This is a genomic window from Chitinophaga sp. (assembly GCF_035538455.1).
Classification (GTDB): Bacteria; Bacteroidota; Bacteroidia; order Chitinophagales; family Chitinophagaceae; genus Chitinophaga.
The window spans coordinates 54761-71671 of the sequence record NZ_DATLKJ010000269.1 but is presented as its reverse complement, the minus strand read 5'-3'; the positions used below and the strand labels follow the sequence as shown (position 1 = coordinate 71671).

Sequence of the window (16911 nt, the reverse complement as noted above, 5' to 3'; positions counted from 1 at the left end):
GGTTTAGCTACCAGATTAGCTTCCAAGCTGTCAGCAACTTCCTTACTCCAGTTTATCAATTTCAAAAACGGACAAAAAATTTCTAAGATCAAACACGCTTTAGCTTTTTAATAGCACAACACGTTATTATAGTATTATGTTGGATTAATTTACAGATTGCCTTTATGGATTTTCAGGTGACATGCCTATATTTGTTGTATTCCCATTAAATCATTTTCAATTTTTAAAAATGAACAAAGCTGAATTGACCGATGCCATCGCCAAAGCTGCAGGTATCACTAAAGCCCAGGCTAATGAAGCCATCGACACTTTTACCGGTTCCATTATTAAAGCAATAACAGGCGGCGACACCGTTACATTGGTAGGTTTCGGTACTTTCTCGATTACCGAACGCGCCGCACGCAATGGTCGTAACCCGCAGACTGGAGAAACGATAAAAATCAAAGCGAAGAAGACTCCTAAATTTAAGGCTGGTAAAGATTTTTCTGAAGCCGTAAATGGAAAGGCTAAGAAAAAGTAATACTTTTTTTCTGGACTTTGCAATACGACAAAAGCCGGTCCTGACTGGCTTTTATCGTATTGTACTTCCTTTTTTTCAGGCCAATGTATTTAAAATTTCGGCATTTTACGATGTGCCCTTGTCATAAATAATAAGCTTCTTCCTCTAAATAAGAAAGTGTGAAAGCGTTATTCATCTTTCTCTATAGTATAAGATATTATGCGCCTAAATGGGCTCCTATCAGGCAGGAATTCGGACAGGATATTCCCCTTGTAGGGTATAAGCTTCTGGCAATTTTCTCCTGAATTTCTATAGGCCCGATCAGGTAATTAATTCATTATCGGAGATGGATTTGCTAACCGCTTTTTCAAACACACGATTTAAACATCAAAACCGCAGGTACTAAGAATCGCTGATTGTGGTTTATGCAAGCGGCCCAAAGATTGATCGGTTAAATAAATGAGGGGAACAGAGCAGTTAAAAAAACAGGGAGGATAATGACCCCAAAACTTCTCTGGCAGTAATCTTTTATTCTTCGATTATCTGCTCCGGTAAAAGCAGGGAGGGTGCTTGTACTTGTAAGTATTCCGCAATCCGGTACAGTATAGGAATGCTGGGTTGATGCCGGTTAGTTACCCATTTGCTCACTGCCTGCTGGGTAACGCCTATAGCTTCCGCTAAATCTTTATTTGTTCTCCTTTTAGCGGCTAAAACTTCTTTAATTCTATTAAAAATTATTCTTTGCACGCGACAAAGATATAATCTATAATTAACTACAAATTGCGTAAAATTATCATTTACGGATAATATTTTAATTATACAGGATTTTTTTATCCTATATGATTAAAATATGAAACTAATTATTTAATTTAGATTAAATTTTAAATGTAATTGATAATATTATCTATTATGTTTAATAAGTTAAAGTTTATGGAAAATACTATATTGCGGCCTTAAAGTCGCAGTATCTTATCCGTCCAGGTGCGAAACCTCGGAAATTTCTACTATCGGGAACGGATCAAGATGAGCTTACGTTATTTGCGTAGGCTCTTTCTTGTACGTCCCGGAGCCCTCCGAGGGGCCGCACTGGCTGCAAGTTAGAGTCCTGCGCTTTTTTTATGCAGGCCTGCCATTTAACCAGGTGAGGCTACTATCCAACAATACAACAAAGCATTCGCCAACTCAAATGGTTACATGGACGGGGCGCAGTTTCTACTGCTGCCTTCAATCCGATAACTGATAAAAATGCTTGCCTGTGTTTTCATTCCTTTTCTATTGTTTAACAAAACCGCGCGTTTTTGCGCTTCCGGCATTTACCCTTTGTTTTTATTGTCCTGAAAATAAAATAATAGAGATAAAGGATTACTATTCAACCGGTGGATTCCTGGAAGAACTTACCCAAATACTTGAGCCTGGAAACTGGTCAGAAGACCCGCGCTTTGGAGGCTACTGCCTGGAGGTAGTTGAATGGTCAGATTTCGGGCCAATGCTCCGGCAAACCTATTATACAACTGCTGTTACACAGCATACACTTAGCTTTCTATGTTGTACGTCAAAGGGGAAAGGAAAGGGGCGGTCTTTACCGCCTCCCCGATTTTGTTTAAAATTTAAATCTGTCTGGCAAAAATTCGGTGGGTTAATAATTTCGGATTTTACAAAATGAAAAAATGAGTGGGGGGTGTATCTACATCCGCCCAAATATATAGTACTCATTTTTTGGTTGCCGGCAGAATACGATGCAAAAATTCTGTCCTTTGAAGTAGGATTTTTCTGTGCATCCATTTAACAGGAAGTTAGAATAGCGTTTTCTTATTATCAGGCATCAAATACTTGTCCAGTATTTCCGTAAACTCCTTTTGAACGGGTAAGGGCATCTTTTTACATAACACTTCTGCTCCTTTTTGCCCTATCAGGATATAGTGTGGGATAGCGGTTATGCCAAAGTAGGAAGAGAACAACCGAATACCGGACTCGAAAATATATTGATTGCTTGAAGCCTTCCCGTTTTTCGCAATATCCTTAACCCATTTACTTTTTTCCTTGTCGAAGGATACATAAAGTATACGCACTTTCCCCTTATATTTTTTTTCGATTTCCTGAATAAAAGGCAATTGCTGCTGGCAGGGGAAGCACCACGTAGCCCAGCAGTCGATAACATAAATCGTATTTTCTTTGAGCATTTCCGCCATGGACATCCTGATCCCTTTGAGATCCTTCAGGTATACGCTGCGTAATATGTTGGACATTGGTATCCTGTCCACACTATTATCATTTGCAGACTGCTGTTTCCCGATTTGTTGAATGATCCTCGATCGTAGATAAGCATTTCCGTCCATTCTTAAATAGACATTTAGAATCGAGTCGAATGCAGGATGCCCTTTCCCTATGTAATTTTCAAGCTTTCTGTACATCAGCCATTCCTTCACAATTCCGGTATAGTTCTTTTCAATTGAATTAAATTCATTGGTAAGATTGGCATACCAGTTTTTAGGATCAAATTCATTTAGGATGTAACCGTTGTATACCGCTGCTGCAACTATATAGTCCTGTGTACTGACCGCAAATAACGAATCGTTAAACGGTTGTTGCTTTATCTCAGATGTAATTTCTGAGGGCATTTCTTTTCTTGGAAATACTGCAAACAGCTCGCATAGCCATAGTACATAGTTGGCATTTAACTCTGCCATTGCAAAGCCGGGAAAGTTATCCGAAACAATCTTTCGGTTTTGATATTCCTTCAGTAAGTTTACAGCGATCCGGTAAGCATTATCGCATTTGTTCTTGAACATGATTGGCTCTTCATAATTATATTTTATTGTTGCGCCGATTTTATTTTCCAACTCATCAAAGAAAGTGAGATTACCTTGATACCTGGCTTTAACCTTCATTTGGAAAAATTTACCCGGATGTTCCCGCGGAGGCAATTTGATGAGATCAAGTTGTATGGAATCTCCGGGTTCCAGTAAAATAATATGTCCTGTAATTCCGTCTTCGACTTTATAGAGACCGATGCCTTCGATTGGGATCGTTGCCTTAAATACTGCCCCGGTTAAATAAGGTATTTCGTTAACAGTTCGACCGGGAATATTTATCTCCAGGCCTAGTTTTGTAATCATTAACGGGTTTATGGAAGCATCATTTACCTTCCCAGTGATATGAACATGCTGTGCATATGCCGGTGCAAAAAATAATAATGGAAATATGGGACCAAAGTATCTTATCAGCATGACTGTTCGGATTTTTAAACCAGGAGGTACAAAATTGGGATATTAGGGCTGATATAGCTGGTCAGCCCTAATAATTGATCAGATAGGCATACAGGCAATGCATCCTTTCGTGCTCATACACCAATCATTTACTGCTGCCAGGCAGCCATCGTAAGAGCCTATACAGCCTCCGGCAGTCTTCTGCGTGTAATCGGGTTGAGTGTAGCAATGGAAATTATACACTCCGCCGCCTTTAATTTTTTTCAAATCCTCTCTGCAAAGGGCTTGTCCGAATTGGGTTGCATTCGTCAGAACATTTTTTTTCATTTTATTTGTATTTATGTTGAATAAATACCCCTGAATAGGAATTGCAGGTCCAGGGGGGCTAACCTGATAAAATGAATTGATAGACAGGATACAATGTTTGCGTACAGAAATAAGAATCAGTTGATAAAATAAAGGAATGATGCTACGGAAAAGTATAAGGTCCAATCTCTAGTAATAATGCTTTTAAATCTACTTTTTAAATACCAATAAATCAAATATTTTTTCCGAGCCATATGGAGGAACGGGTCCACGCATTGGCAGCAAATTATTTTTCCATCTACCTCTTTACTCCGCAAAGAAGCAGGTACTGTTGGTAGCTGCCCAGCCCGGTCAGGGTAGGTGCACCCAAGAGATAGCAGATCAAATCAATGATAGCAGAGGAACAATTAACCCACTCCGCCTAATGTTATTTATTATTTTCAGGTAGCCCGTAATCGCTAGGTGACCAGCGGTGTGCGGTCACCTAGCGATTAGATGGGGATTTCAATACTCAGGAAGTTAAATTACATGCTACCCAATTTTCATTCGCTCTTCCAGCATCTTGTCGATATCATCTTGGCTATAGTAAAATAAGCCGCCGACCTTTGAATAAGGAAGTTTGCCGCTGTCACGTAGCTCCTGTAAAGTATTCGATGATATGCCTAAACGCTTTCTTACCTGGAAGGATTTCAGCCAGTTTTTTTCCTTTGGGAAGATATGCGCTTCCAATAATTGCCGGAACCCTTCCAGCATTTCTTCCCTGAATTTTTCGAGATCTGACCGGGTGATTAATTCATCGGCTGTCATGCGTTGCGTTGCAACTTTTTCAAATTCACGATTCGCCCTGCTCATAGCGTTGCATTTTATATGAATACGGTAAAGCAGTAAAGCATTTTATGAATGCCTCCGCAAAGCATTACCGTTTACCTGTGTTTACGCAAATATGCGTTACGGTGCGTGGACTATTTCATCATATCATCCTCATGTGGTCCTGAATTTAGGAAAATTTTAAGCCTGCTCCTCCTGAGCAGGCTTATAGGCGTTAGGCAGTCTGTAGCGATGGTTCTGGTTTTTCCTTTGCGCGCAGCTTTTCGCTGAGTGCACTCATGTCCATACTGAGTTTCATTTCTACGACCTTGGCGTATATCTGCGTGGTAGTTATTTTGGAATGCCCCAGTATCTTGCTGACCGTTTCAATAGGAACACCATTGCACAAGGCTACAGTAGTAGCGAAGGTATGTCGGGCCAGGTGGAAGGTCAGGTTCTTACCGATGTTAAAGATACCGGCGATTATTTTCAAACACCTGTTCACTTCCTGGTTGGTGATACGCGGGAATATGAAGGAGGATGCCGGCTGACCTTCGTCCATATACTTTTGCAGTATCCGCTCGGAAATATCCAGCAGCGGGATGCGCACCGCTATCGTGGTTTTCTGACGGGAAGTATAAATCCAGGTTCCGCCATCGATGCCTTTTACGATATGCTCTTTTTTCAGGAGCTGTATATCACAATAGGCAAGACCTGTATAGCAACTGAATACGAACAGGTCCTTTACAAAAGCGATATGTACATCTGAAATCTTACCCTTTTGTAAGTTCAACAATTCTGCTTCATTGAGAAAGTCGCGTTCCACTTTATGGAACCGAAGCTTAAATCCTTCGAACGGATCACGGTCCAGCCACTGAAGAGATACAGCCAGACGTGCCATTTTTTTAAGCCGTTCCAGGTGCTTCATCAATCCATTATTGGCAAGAGGATCATACGTTTTCACGGGATTACAGAACAGGTAATTTTGAAATTCAGTGATGTACCGGAAGTCTAATTGAGAGAGGTAACAATCAGGTTTGCCGAAGTAATGCTGCGTGAATTTTTTCAGGTAGTCGCAGGTGGTGTAATAATTTTTCAGCGTGCCATAAGTGAGCGTGTGTTTATTACTCTCGTTGTGAAAGGTCATCAAGCTGCAAAGAGTTTCCTCTTTAACAACATCCCTGCCAAGATAACGGGCCTTTACGGAATCCGATGTAATCGCTTTTTGCTCCTGGAGCAGTTCGTGATAGGTCGCTACTATACCGGCCCGTATTTGTTCCAGGTCAGTATTTAACTGCTTCAGGGAATCGCTTCTCCCTTTTGCCATTCCTTTGCCACTGTTCCAGTCTTTTACCGGGACTTTGAATTTGGTGGCTAATTCGCTGCGACGACTGTCGACAACGATACGTGCGTAAAGAGGCGATTGGTCTTTACTGCCGCGATCTCTCCTGATATAGAAGTGAACGCCGAAACTGTGGTTGCTTTTCATTTTGTATCATTTTTGCGTTTGTCAATCCGTTCTTCAGATTCGTGCTGCACTGCGAGCAAAAAATGACATCAAATGAGTGAAAAGGGGGCCATTTGATAGCCATACAACCTTTTGATATACAAGTATATACAACGAAAAAGGTGACCAAATTTAAAATTTAAATCTGGTCACCTTTTTGCCACCACACCACATCAAAATAAATGAGGTGTTTTGCGTTTGAAAAAAATGAAAAAGCCTGATAATCCTAGATTATCAGGCTTTATACGAAGCTTTGAGTGCTTCTCTGTCGGGATGACTGGATTCGAACCAGCGGCCTCTTCGTCCCGAACGAAGCGCGCTACCGGGCTGCGCTACATCCCGTAAGGGAGGCAAATTTAACAACCTTTTTCATTTTTCGCCAAATTTTTTTGGTTGCCCGGAAACACTACAGCAGCCAGGATTTTACGACTGGCGTCAGCACGCATGTCCTGGACGCGTACCGCACTGGGCATAGGTATCCCTGAATGTAGGACTGCCACAGTCGCAAGACATCGGATTAGGCTCCGGATCATCAGTAGTGCATGGTGCACCGGCTGTCTCACATCTGTAACTGTTAACCGGCATCGTTTCCGGTTCGTTACCCCCACTGGTAACCATGTTCAGGTTAGCGATAATGTCCTTCTTGAGCAGCAAAGGCGCAGTGATTTTTTTCTTTTTCATAGTGTGACTATACAGGATTAAACAATACTTCCAATTTAATATTATTATTCAGCAAATACAATATTCATCTGATATATCCGGATCATTCCAGGAAACATTTGCTATATACTTATCTACTGGTCAATGCGGGCTGTAACAATCTGCCCGCTTCTTCAACAAAGTTTCAATATAGTTTTATCATTGAAGCCCGCACTCCCGCGTTATACCCCAAGAGAAGCTGCAGTATAGCTTCTCTGAAAATCTGTACTATAGCATAGCAAAACCAGGGGCGCCGTATGATGATGAAGCTCCTGTCATAATCCTGAGCGCGCATTCAGATTCAAACTTTCTCCGACTGATCGTATTCATTTAACCTTAAATCCATCATTTATGAAAAAGAAAAAAATTGCCCTCAGCAAAAAACTCGTCCTCAACAAACTGACTGTAGCCGAATTACAATCCAGCCAGCAATATGCATTAATTGGCGGTGCTACAGCTGTAGATCCTTGCCCCTACACCCGTGTGCCTACCATATGCGCAAGCTGGGGCCCACTTATCTGCTGTTAATAATCCTGTAATATTAATTGAATCCAAAACCCACACATCATGAAAAAGAAAAAAATTGCCCTCAGCAAAAAGCTCCTCCTCGACAAGACCGTTATCGCGGAACTGCAAGCTGACCAGCTAAACAAAATGTTTGGCGGCGCCACATTAGGTGTACGCTGTACCGGTGAAACCACTGCACGTCCTACTGCCTGCTCGGGCAGGCCCTGCTGTTGAGTACGGCATCACAAAAAGAAATGCCCCCGCAAAGTTGGTACTTTACGGGGGCAAGCTATTTTACAGCAGTACTTATTATCTCATTTCCTGTGGTTCTGTCAGCAATTCCTTTTTGCTCATGTTCTTCACCTGCCTTCCCCAATCACTTAACTGTTTAAGAATAGGTCCCAGTCCTGCTGCCATTTCAGTAAGTTCATACTCCACCCTGGGTGGCACTTCTGCATATACGGTACGTTTAATCAGACCATCCTGCTCCAGCGCTCTCAGTTGCAGGGTTAGCATACGTTCTGTTACATAGGAAAACTCCTTCTTCAGATCACTAAACCGGAGCTTCTGGCTTTCCAGCTTGCTCAGTATCTGCAGCTTCCACCTGCCACCGATCTTCAGTACCGCATAGGTAAGATCACATTGAATGATGCACTCTTCGTTGCGTGAAAATGTAGAGTTCTTCTTTCTGGTCATTGTTTATGGATTTCTATGCACCCCCTGTCTGGCTGCACTTGCGTAAAGTTAGGCGCTGGCGTCTATTTTACAAAGAAATTTTCCGGTAACGACCATGTTGTAAATAAGCGGGTTATTCCTTAGTTTGTGTGATAATCTGTAAGATGCAAATCCAAAGCTATACCTTGATATCAAAGAGAACACTTATTCTGACAGGATTCATCATCCTGAAATTCCTGCTGCAATATGTGCTGATAAGCCCGGCGTATGACCTGCAACGGGACGAATACCTTCACCTGGACCAGGCCACCCATCTGGCATGGGGTTATTTGTCTGTGCCGCCGGTAACGTCCTGGATCTCCTGCATTATAGGCTGGCTGGGCAATACCGTTTTCTGGATCAAGTTCTTCCCGGCCCTCTTTGGCGCATTGACGATTGTGGTAGTATGGAAAACAGTAGAGACACTGAAAGGCAACCTGTCTGCCCAGGTGCTGGCAGCCTTCTGCGTGCTGTTTTCCGGGCTGCTTCGCCTGAATACACTCTACCAGCCCAATTCACTGGATGCACTATGCTGGACTTCTCTCTACTACATCTTTATAAAATATACCGACACCCGGCAACGTTCATGGTTATACGTTATGGCGGTAGTATTTGCGCTGGGCTTCCTGAATAAATACAATATTGCATTCTGTTTACTGGGGTTGCTACCCGCCGTTGTGCTCAGCCGTCAGCGTGGACTATTATCGCAACGGCACTTTTACATCGCCATGCTGCTTGCTTTCCTGCTGATTCTTCCCAATCTTGCCTGGCAGTACTATCATCACTTTCCCGTTGTTCATCATTTTAAAGAACTATCCGACAGACAGTTGGTACATGTAAACAGATCAGATTTCCTCAAGTCTCAGTTGTTATTCTTCTTAGGCTCACTGCCAGTCATCATAGCCGGACTATATGCCTTGCTGACTTATGCTCCTTTCCGGCCTTACCGGCTATTCTTCTGGGTGATGGTTTTTACATTAGCTGTCTTTACCTTTCTCAAGGCAAAAGATTATTATGCAATCGGTCTGTATCCTGTATATATTGCTTTTGGTGCAGTATTTCTGGCCGATGTGCTGTCACAAGGACTAAGAAAATACCTGTGGCCGGTGTTGTTTCTTTTTCCATCACTTGTTTTCATCAAGATGTATAAAACGGTATTCCCCAACAGGAGTCCCGAATATATTCAGGCGCATCAGGAGGAGTATAAACAACTGGGCCAGTTACGATGGGAAGACGGTAAAGATCATCCGCTACCGCAGGACTTCGCCGATATGCTGGGTTGGAAAGAGCTGGCGCATAAGGTAGACAGTGCGTATGCAACGCTGCCTGATTCAGATCGTACGCTGGTGCTCTGCGATAACTACGGGCAAGCCGGCGCTATTAATTATTATACCAGAAAAGGTGTGCGCGCTTCTTCCTTCAATGCAGATTACATCAACTGGTTTGATCTCAGCAAACCGTATGTGCATCTTATCAGAATTAAAGATGCGCATAATAAGGATAAGGAGTTGCAGGAAACAGCGCCCTATTTTCAGACCGCTATGGTCGCCGATTCTATCACCAATCCATTTGCCAGGGAATGTGGTACCACCATATTTGTGTTCACCAAAGCGAAAGTGAATATTATTCAGCGGATAAAGCAAGAGATAGCATCTAATCAATAAAAGACAGACACATCAACCCGGCAGGTTATCCCAACCTTTTGGCGTTTGCTGTTGTTATTAATTTCCCAGTTATGGCCTTAACTATGAAAACATAATACAATGGCCAATCTGGAATGAGACTTCTATCACATTTTTCACCCTCAAAAATTTATATTATGTCTAAAGAAGAAATCTTACACCAGCAGGACGAGATGCTACTTAATGACCCCAATTGTACCATCAATATCAACAATACAGGGCCTATCCCTAACTATTATCAGCCCACCCCCGTTAATATGCAGGATGCAAACAATACCATCGCCCAGCTGACGTTCGCAGACATCTGGCGGTTACCTCCTTTCCGGATCACGACCGGCACTGTAAGACTGGATGTAATGGGCGTCATTCAGGGAGGCGGACGCAACTGGCAGATACACATAAACGGTATTAACGGCCCCAGTACCATTGCATCGATTACCGTACAGGGCAACCTTGCCACCGCTTCTACCCAGGAAAGACAAGCGTATGTACAGAATATGACGAAAAGGGCCTTACAACAAAGCCTGATGAGTGCAAATAGTATGGATGTGAACGGACCGTGCAGGTAATATTGTCGTAGAAATATTTATATATTATCAGTATAAAACCGGCATAGGCAAAAGCCTGTGCCGGTTTTTTTTCAGACGATGCAATAACAAATAACAATGTTGTTGATACAACTTTAGCGTGTATACCTTAACGTAGTATCGTTATCATAAATAAATCCGGCCTTCCATTACAATTGCAGCGGCGCCGCTTACCCAGATTCCATCTGCCTGCACTTTCACACGGATAGTGGAGGGGTGGTCTATATATTGCCCCTGCAGGATCTGAAAGTTTTCGTTCTTCCTGATATAACCAAGCATGTCAAGATACCCTGCCAGAGGGCCTGCTGCGGTACCTGTGGCGGGATCTTCATCAATGCCTATTCCGGGATTAAAAAATCTCGTTTCTGCCAGGTATTGATCATCAGCTGTATTTGTTGTAAACAGATAACAACCTTCAAAACCAAACTTACCGGATATCTCTTTCAGCAGGGCTTTATGGGAAACTGCGTTCTTAAGCGCTGCTGCATCTTTTACAGGTACCATCAAATGCGGTACTTCAGTCTGCACTACACTGATGAGCCAGTCATACAATGAAAGCTCTTCAATACTTAAGCCCACCGCCCCGGAAATCACGTCTACCGGAACGGTTCTGATTACCTCCGCCGGTCTTTGCTTCATGGCTACATAAGGCAGGCCGTTCTCTTCGGAGATCTCCAGTGGAATTTTAGTATCAGTTATAAATACCCAGGGCTGGTCACCCTGCTCTTTAAAAATGTCCCATTTCTTCAGTAGTGCAAGGCAAACAGCTCCGAGCAGGTTATGCCCCGCACCGGCCACTTCAAACTTTGCAGGCGTGAATGACCGTACTTTAAAAGCATGGTGTTCTGTTGAGTAATGAACGAAAGACGTTTCCGAATAGCCGAACTCCCTGGAAATATCATGGTATTGTTCAAGCGTCAGTTCGTTTTCGATACACACTACGGAGAGCTGATTGCCCTTATATCGTTGATCTGTGAATACGTCTAACACGTAGTAATCCAGTTTTTTCATCTTCCTGATTTAATGATTTATGACGGCTCAAAACTAGCGGTAAATAGTTTACTTTTGTTATCGGTTAACTACAGGTAACTAGTAACCAACTGTTAACTGGTCAGTACATATGAAAGAGCAAAAAAAGCAGGACGCCACCTGTGAAGAAGAGTTAAATGCCATCCGCGACAGCCTGGAGGTGCTGGGCGGGAAATGGAAGCTAAGGATTATGCGTCATCTGAACAATCACATCAATGAAACCAATACCTTCAAGAAAATTCAGCGCGATGTAGATGGTATATCCGCCAAGATGTTATCGAAGGAACTGCAGGATCTGGAGATCAACCTGCTTGTTTCCCGTACCGTACTGAACACCAAACCCGTTACGGTACGCTACGATATTACAACATACGGGCAGAGCGTATTCCCGGTTACAGAGAGTCTGGTCAACTGGGGATTAAATCATCGCAGGAAGATAAAACAGCGGGGATAACTCTCAACATTGCCCCACCGGACCACGCCGCTGCCATACTGAATGCTGCCGTTCATGTTATATTTTCATGAAACTAGCTTTTGCCTGATAAAATATTTAACTTTATACGAGGGGATGGTAAGACATCCTTAGAGGAATCCCAAAACCCGGTACAGATGCGGGTATCATGTTGAATGGGCATACTGGCTCAATAGAAGCAAACTAAAACTGAAGCGACCTGTAATATCGTGCTTGATGAACGGCACCTGTTACCACATTGTCTTTACACAGTTCATCAACTATTTTTTCATACCTAAAACCTCACGACATGGCACAAATCAATCCAGTTGGCTGGTTCGAAATCTATGTAGATGACATGACCAGAGCCAGGAAATTTTATGAAACCGTATTAGGCATAACGCTTACAGAACTGCCTTCTCCTGAAGGGTTCAACGGTCAGATGTTTGCTTTCCCTTCAGAACCGGATGCACCCAATGCTTCAGGTGCACTGGTAAAACATGAAATGGGCCAACCCAGCGCCGCAGGCACGCTGATTTACTTCACCTGTGACGACTGTGCTACAGAACTCAGTCGTGTAGAGGCTGCCGGCGGAAAGATAAATGCGCCCAAGTTCTCTATTGGCGAATACGGCTTTGTTGGCATCGCAAGCGATACGGAAGGCAATAGCATCGGCTTTCATTCCATGCAATAAATAATATTCCCAAACAGCTAAAAGAACAACCATGGCTACAGTAAATGTCTATCTTACTTTCAATGGCAACTGCGAAGAAGCCTTCAACTTTTACAAATCTGTATTCGGGGGTGAATTCCCTTTCATCGGCCGCTTTGGAGAAATGCCTCCTGGCGATGACAGCATGAAAGTAGGCCCTGAAGATGCCAACAAGATCATGCACGTCAGTCTGCCGATCAGCAAAGAAACCGTATTGATGGGTAGCGATACCGCAGGCGATTGGGCTGCAAGCCTTAAGGAAGGCAACAACTTTTCTATTTCAGTAGGCGCGGGTAGCCGCGAAGAAGCGGATAAAATCTTCGCTGGTCTTTCCGCAGGCGGCCGCGTGACCATGCCCATGGGAGATACTTTCTGGGGGGCTTACTTCGGTATGTTCACCGATAAATTCAACATCAACTGGATGGTTAATTATGATGATCCTGCAAAAGCTCCACAGCAATAAATAAAATTGAGTCAAACAGCAGCGGGCTGCTGTTTGACTCAATTCTTTCCTTTGCAAATTCTACCGTAGTCAGTGTGATAATTTTTTATCAGATACTACTTTGTATGAATTTTAATGATTCACAGTCCCTATATTATTGTATTAACGACAACATGTACAATTCGTTTGCAGTACTACCTACATTATCCAAACCACTATTAACAGCAAACAAATCAACAACCGCTACCATAACAAACGACACCCCCGCTACAAACATCCAAACCCCAAATCCCTCCAACGGCTTAATCAAACAACTATGATTATACTTTTTTGATAAAATTGAAATGACTGCAAAAGAACTGCTGTGAGCATTTTTACTTTTATGCGCAGAAATTGTGAATTGGGTGTCATATGCCAGAGGAAGCCAGCTCTAATTTGTTTAGAAAACCCGCTTCAATAGAGCCAATAGAGCATAGTGGTCATGCGCTATTGTTCAACAATAACCATATTCATTCATAAAAAAAGCCATTTTAGGGTGTTTGCGTCTTGATGAAGAGTATCAGGAATGATGTGAACAATCGTCCTGTGCCGCCGGCTGTAAAGCCGGCCAGTTGCCCGTATATACAGATATAGTATCTCCATTTTGCGTACCGCATAGCCATGGTATTCCGCCACTAACGGCCTGAGATGTATTCAGGCTGTGACCCTCTATGCAATATTCTTTCACCATTTAAATAATATAACCATATGCAAAACGTAACCTATCAACTACAGACAGACGATTGTAACGCATTCCAATCTATCGACCTGGAAAACCCATTATTTGAATGCGAGATGATGTTACAGGATCTTAAAAAAGATGCTGATGAACAGGGCCACAATTCTCAGTGGGAACAGGGACTACAGCAGATCCGTTCGCGGATCAGCATCTATCAGCGTGAATTCAACCTGGATGAACTTTCTTCCATTTACGCTATCAACACCACAAAGATAGAAGAGCTGAATCTGCATCGTATCTGGCTTGGCGGGGATCTCTCCAATCTATCCCGGCAAACCATCTACCAGTGGGACCTCCTTATTCAGCACATCTATCAGCATCATCAAAAAAGTATTCAGTCGTATCTCTGGATCTGGGACGAAGATCAACTGGCGAACAATCCGCATTTTATTGCAGGTAAAGCAGACTCTCCATGTGACGCCGTTCTTGGAACTTATTGCTTCGGACAGGTGCAACTATGCGTACGGTCCTTATCTCAGGCGCTCAAAAAAGAAAAGCCCGCGCTGTGGGAACATTTCCAGCTCCTGTATGCAGGAGGCTATTATGTTAACCTGTCTGATTATTCACGGTTTTTCATTCTGGAGAGAGAAGGAGGTATCTATATTGATGTGGATACGATTCCGCATAAATACTCCGCCATTATGCTACGATTTCCTGAAGTACCTGCAGGTATTGAACTCAGCTGCCTGAACTCATTCCGGGATGAGGATGGTTTTATCCTCGCGGCCCCCGACGACCCCTTTATGCGCGACATGAGAAAGCACCTGGATGCGCATATTGCAGGAATCGAAATAAGCCACCTGCAGCATCCTTCGCATGCAGAGCAGGTAGAGCGGGATTTCTTCAACAGCTTCTACGAAATATGGAGCAGCGCTTTAACCCAAAGGATACTGGATTACAGTTCCTTTTTTGACCGTTATTCCATATTAGGGCCGATGGAAAGAGAAGAGCTTCAGATCGGAATATTTGGTATGCGTGTGCTGTTTGAAGCCCGTCTCGGGAATGAGCTGGTACCGCTGACCACACAAGAACAAGCCCACTACGATGCTGTCATCCACTGCCTGGAAGAATTTGAATGGTCGCTGCCGAATGCACTCGACCTCGAGAAACACATCGCTTTACTAAAAAATGAAGAAAGGCTGCGTGTGGTTTACTTTGCACAATTGCGTAATACCGATGACTTCTTTAATTATTATTCTGTCAATTCAAAAGATCCGCAGCTGGATCGTGTGAACAACCTCTTCGCACAATACATGGTTGCACGCAACGCAGCACAGATCCGCCAGGGTAACTTCTGGTACCCGTTACAAAACAGCCCTGTAGTCCGCAGACAGAAACCGCACAAGGTTTCATGGATAAAAGGCGATCAGGCGACTGAAGAAGATCAGATACGTCTTGGCAAACTGCTTTACAGCACCGGCTATTATATCGATTACTATTCTTTCCGGAATAAACTGGGATATGATTTTGAAACACTTTACCGCAAACAGAATGTAGAACCCTTCCTTCCTCAGTTTGAACTCTGCTACAATACACAGGGAGACTGGATCGGCGCATTCCGCCCTGAGCGTTCTGTTATGCAGGAGAACAAAGACATTTCGATCAAAGGCGACTTTTACTACCGGGATGAAATGAGGGAAGTGGAAGAAAATTATCTGCGTTTTCTCCGTCATCATCAACGCAATGGAGATTGTTCTATACACGCTGTAATCATCGATCCTAAGTTGCAGGGCCAGGGGTATTTCCATTCTATGTATGAACACATGATCCAGGTTGCACAGCAATGGGAATGCCAGCGCCTTGCCCTTACCGTATGGGAAAACAATCCTGCATCCCGTCTTTACCAGCGTATGGGCTTCGTTTGTCAGGGCAGGTCAGAACACCTTTATCCTCTCTTCTTTGATCGTCTTTTGTTTTTAACGAATGATCTATAAACATCACACTACATCTTAATCACCTTACTTCAACATAAAGAAAAGAATATGATGCAAGCTCAAAGGAATGAGAACGCCGTGGGTAAGAATACCCAGGCGGCACGTAATCCATCCACTAATGTGGTCTTTTCATCCAGACTCAATGACCGTATCAAACAACCGGCACTTCGTGTGCTCTCAGAAGAGGACTGGAGATGCTGGATACACAATGGTTATGTTATCATTAAAGCTGCTATTTCACCTGAACAGGCCGATGCAACAGCACAGGCCATCTGGGATTTCGAGGAGCTGAATCCTTCAGATCCGCAGACCTGGTATCCCGAAGAAAAAGTGGCACTAAAAAAGGAATATAAAAGTTTCAACTCCGGGATGGTAGAACTCTATCATCATCAGACACTCTGGGATAACCGGCAGACCCCGCGTGTTTATGAAGCCTTTGCAGATATCTGGGGACAGGAAGATCTCTGGGTGACGATTGACCGTGTGAATTTGAATTTACCGCCCTATCCCGGGCTTTCTTTTGACATGGTCAAGCATTGGGACTATGATCCGGAGAACGGCTCCGATAATGTACAGGGAGTACTTTCATTATCCGATCAGACAGACCTTTCTGTAGGAGGCTTTACCTGCTACCCTTCCATCTTCCTGCAAGAAGACTTCCTGCGCTGGAAAGCACGTCAGCCAGAAGGATGGAACTGGTATCGCCCGGATGTATCCGATCTTGAGCAAACTCCGGTTGGCCTGGGAAAAGGAGATCTGTTGATCTTCAACAGCCGTCTTTGTCATGGTATCAGGCAGAATGTCTCTTCGGATAAAGCCCGCATTGCGCAATACATTTCAATGTCTCCCGCACAGGAAAGCAATGATGAGCTGCGGCAATGGCGTCTGCAGGCCTGGGAAAAACGCGAAGCGCCGCAGGGATACTCTTTCTATGGAGATCCCCGTCATTGGGAGCGGGATCGCCAGGAAACCGCCAGGCTGACGGACCTGGGAGAAAAGCTCCTGGGAAAACGTTCCTGGATTTCATAGCCATCCGATTTGTTTATACCGT

19 protein-coding genes, 1 tRNA gene and 1 pseudogene are annotated in these 16911 nt (G+C 43.5%); 11 read left to right on the top strand and 10 right to left on the bottom strand.

Going from position 1 to position 16911, the window contains the following annotated elements; all coding sequences use genetic code 11:
- Positions 1-111: pseudogene (locus tag VM802_RS32495) on the top strand (IS982 family transposase); the annotation flags it as partial.
- 70 nt (positions 112-181) lie between these two features.
- A complete protein-coding gene (locus VM802_RS30900) occupies positions 182-520 on the top strand; it encodes an HU family DNA-binding protein (RefSeq protein ID WP_524537107.1) in 339 nt (112 codons plus the stop codon).
- A gap of 507 nt (positions 521-1027) precedes the next feature.
- Here the strand turns inward: VM802_RS30900 and VM802_RS32470 are convergent.
- From VM802_RS32470 to VM802_RS30865, 7 genes are all read right to left on the bottom strand, one after another.
- On the bottom strand, positions 1028-1246 hold the full coding sequence (locus tag VM802_RS32470) for a helix-turn-helix transcriptional regulator (protein WP_325538165.1): 219 nt from the start codon (positions 1244-1246) through the stop codon (positions 1028-1030).
- A 1046-nt stretch (positions 1247-2292) separates the two neighbouring features.
- Positions 2293-3726, bottom strand: coding sequence for a TlpA family protein disulfide reductase (locus tag VM802_RS30890; RefSeq protein WP_325538163.1), 1434 nt, complete (start codon positions 3724-3726; stop codon positions 2293-2295).
- Positions 3727-3804: 78 nt separating this feature from the next.
- The gene (locus VM802_RS30885) at positions 3805-4032 is read right to left on the bottom strand and encodes a hypothetical protein (RefSeq protein WP_325538160.1); all 228 of its coding nucleotides are present in this window, start codon (positions 4030-4032) and stop codon (positions 3805-3807) included.
- A 510-nt stretch (positions 4033-4542) separates the two neighbouring features.
- Positions 4543-4863 (bottom strand): helix-turn-helix domain-containing protein, encoded by a 321-nt coding sequence (locus VM802_RS30880; RefSeq protein ID WP_325538158.1) that lies wholly within the window; start codon positions 4861-4863, stop codon positions 4543-4545.
- A gap of 190 nt (positions 4864-5053) precedes the next feature.
- The gene (locus VM802_RS30875; RefSeq protein ID WP_325538156.1) at positions 5054-6307 is read right to left on the bottom strand and encodes a site-specific integrase; all 1254 of its coding nucleotides are present in this window, start codon (positions 6305-6307) and stop codon (positions 5054-5056) included.
- A gap of 286 nt (positions 6308-6593) precedes the next feature.
- A tRNA-Pro gene (locus VM802_RS30870) sits at positions 6594-6667 on the bottom strand.
- 93 nt (positions 6668-6760) lie between these two features.
- A complete protein-coding gene (locus VM802_RS30865) occupies positions 6761-7006 on the bottom strand; it encodes a hypothetical protein (RefSeq protein WP_325538154.1) in 246 nt (81 codons plus the stop codon).
- Positions 7007-7375: 369 nt separating this feature from the next.
- Between VM802_RS30865 and VM802_RS30860 the strand changes: the two genes are divergently transcribed.
- Both VM802_RS30860 and VM802_RS30855 read left to right on the top strand, forming a co-directional pair.
- Positions 7376-7552: a class I lanthipeptide gene (locus VM802_RS30860; RefSeq protein ID WP_325538152.1), complete on the top strand. Its 177-nt coding sequence runs from the start codon at positions 7376-7378 to the stop codon at positions 7550-7552.
- A gap of 39 nt (positions 7553-7591) precedes the next feature.
- Entirely contained in the window at positions 7592-7765 is a 174-nt protein-coding gene (locus VM802_RS30855; protein WP_325538150.1) for a class I lanthipeptide, read from the top strand.
- Positions 7766-7840: 75 nt separating this feature from the next.
- On the opposite strand, the gene VM802_RS30850 is transcribed toward VM802_RS30855, so the two are convergent.
- Positions 7841-8227, bottom strand: a complete 387-nt coding sequence (locus VM802_RS30850) for a winged helix-turn-helix transcriptional regulator (protein WP_325538148.1) — start codon at positions 8225-8227, stop codon at positions 7841-7843.
- A gap of 143 nt (positions 8228-8370) precedes the next feature.
- On the opposite strand from VM802_RS30850, the gene VM802_RS30845 reads away from it, so the two are divergent.
- Together VM802_RS30845 and VM802_RS30840 are read left to right on the top strand one after the other, a co-directional pair.
- Positions 8371-9909: a glycosyltransferase family 39 protein gene (locus tag VM802_RS30845; protein WP_325538146.1), complete on the top strand. Its 1539-nt coding sequence runs from the start codon at positions 8371-8373 to the stop codon at positions 9907-9909.
- A gap of 155 nt (positions 9910-10064) precedes the next feature.
- Positions 10065-10496: a hypothetical protein gene (locus VM802_RS30840; protein WP_325538144.1), complete on the top strand. Its 432-nt coding sequence runs from the start codon at positions 10065-10067 to the stop codon at positions 10494-10496.
- Between the two features lie 144 nt (positions 10497-10640).
- On the opposite strand, the gene VM802_RS30835 is transcribed toward VM802_RS30840, so the two are convergent.
- Complete coding sequence (locus VM802_RS30835; RefSeq protein ID WP_325538142.1) at positions 10641-11525, bottom strand: PhzF family protein; 885 nt, start codon at positions 11523-11525, stop codon at positions 10641-10643.
- Between the two features lie 109 nt (positions 11526-11634).
- Between VM802_RS30835 and VM802_RS30830 the strand changes: the two genes are divergently transcribed.
- From VM802_RS30830 to VM802_RS30820, 3 genes are all read left to right on the top strand, one after another.
- On the top strand, positions 11635-11997 hold the full coding sequence (locus tag VM802_RS30830) for a winged helix-turn-helix transcriptional regulator (RefSeq protein WP_325538140.1): 363 nt from the start codon (positions 11635-11637) through the stop codon (positions 11995-11997).
- Between the two features lie 307 nt (positions 11998-12304).
- Positions 12305-12688, top strand: coding sequence for a VOC family protein (locus VM802_RS30825; protein ID WP_325538138.1), 384 nt, complete (start codon positions 12305-12307; stop codon positions 12686-12688).
- Positions 12689-12719: 31 nt separating this feature from the next.
- Positions 12720-13169: a VOC family protein gene (locus tag VM802_RS30820; RefSeq protein WP_325538136.1), complete on the top strand. Its 450-nt coding sequence runs from the start codon at positions 12720-12722 to the stop codon at positions 13167-13169.
- 509 nt (positions 13170-13678) lie between these two features.
- Here the strand turns inward: VM802_RS30820 and VM802_RS30815 are convergent.
- Positions 13679-13804: a hypothetical protein gene (locus VM802_RS30815; RefSeq protein ID WP_325538134.1), complete on the bottom strand. Its 126-nt coding sequence runs from the start codon at positions 13802-13804 to the stop codon at positions 13679-13681.
- A 91-nt stretch (positions 13805-13895) separates the two neighbouring features.
- Between VM802_RS30815 and VM802_RS30810 the strand changes: the two genes are divergently transcribed.
- Positions 13896-15860, top strand: coding sequence for a GNAT family N-acetyltransferase (locus tag VM802_RS30810; RefSeq protein ID WP_325538132.1), 1965 nt, complete (start codon positions 13896-13898; stop codon positions 15858-15860).
- A 48-nt stretch (positions 15861-15908) separates the two neighbouring features.
- A complete protein-coding gene (locus tag VM802_RS30805; RefSeq protein WP_325538130.1) occupies positions 15909-16889 on the top strand; it encodes a phytanoyl-CoA dioxygenase family protein in 981 nt (326 codons plus the stop codon).
- Positions 16890-16911: the final 22 nt, after the last annotated feature.

Bases quoted from the DNA above. Each gene is read 5' to 3' on its own strand.
- VM802_RS30900 (WP_524537107.1), top strand. From the start codon at position 182: ATGCCTATATTTGTTGTATTCCCATTAAATCATTTTCAATTTTTAAAA.
- VM802_RS30890 (WP_325538163.1), bottom strand. From the start codon at position 3,726: ATGCTGATAAGATACTTTGGTCCCATATTTCCATTATTATTTTTTGCA.
- VM802_RS30885 (WP_325538160.1), bottom strand. From the start codon at position 4,032: ATGAAAAAAAATGTTCTGACGAATGCAACCCAATTCGGACAAGCCCTT.
- VM802_RS30880 (WP_325538158.1), bottom strand. From the start codon at position 4,863: ATGAGCAGGGCGAATCGTGAATTTGAAAAAGTTGCAACGCAACGCATG.
- VM802_RS30875 (WP_325538156.1), bottom strand. From the start codon at position 6,307: ATGAAAAGCAACCACAGTTTCGGCGTTCACTTCTATATCAGGAGAGAT.
- VM802_RS30865 (WP_325538154.1), bottom strand. From the start codon at position 7,006: ATGAAAAAGAAAAAAATCACTGCGCCTTTGCTGCTCAAGAAGGACATT.
- VM802_RS30860 (WP_325538152.1), top strand. From the start codon at position 7,376: ATGAAAAAGAAAAAAATTGCCCTCAGCAAAAAACTCGTCCTCAACAAA.
- VM802_RS30855 (WP_325538150.1), top strand. From the start codon at position 7,592: ATGAAAAAGAAAAAAATTGCCCTCAGCAAAAAGCTCCTCCTCGACAAG.
- VM802_RS30850 (WP_325538148.1), bottom strand. From the start codon at position 8,227: ATGACCAGAAAGAAGAACTCTACATTTTCACGCAACGAAGAGTGCATC.
- VM802_RS30845 (WP_325538146.1), top strand. From the start codon at position 8,371: ATGCAAATCCAAAGCTATACCTTGATATCAAAGAGAACACTTATTCTG.
- VM802_RS30840 (WP_325538144.1), top strand. From the start codon at position 10,065: ATGTCTAAAGAAGAAATCTTACACCAGCAGGACGAGATGCTACTTAAT.
- VM802_RS30835 (WP_325538142.1), bottom strand. From the start codon at position 11,525: ATGAAAAAACTGGATTACTACGTGTTAGACGTATTCACAGATCAACGA.
- VM802_RS30830 (WP_325538140.1), top strand. From the start codon at position 11,635: ATGAAAGAGCAAAAAAAGCAGGACGCCACCTGTGAAGAAGAGTTAAAT.
- VM802_RS30825 (WP_325538138.1), top strand. From the start codon at position 12,305: ATGGCACAAATCAATCCAGTTGGCTGGTTCGAAATCTATGTAGATGAC.
- VM802_RS30820 (WP_325538136.1), top strand. From the start codon at position 12,720: ATGGCTACAGTAAATGTCTATCTTACTTTCAATGGCAACTGCGAAGAA.
- VM802_RS30815 (WP_325538134.1), bottom strand. From the start codon at position 13,804: ATGCGGTACGCAAAATGGAGATACTATATCTGTATATACGGGCAACTG.
- VM802_RS30810 (WP_325538132.1), top strand. From the start codon at position 13,896: ATGCAAAACGTAACCTATCAACTACAGACAGACGATTGTAACGCATTC.
- VM802_RS30805 (WP_325538130.1), top strand. From the start codon at position 15,909: ATGATGCAAGCTCAAAGGAATGAGAACGCCGTGGGTAAGAATACCCAG.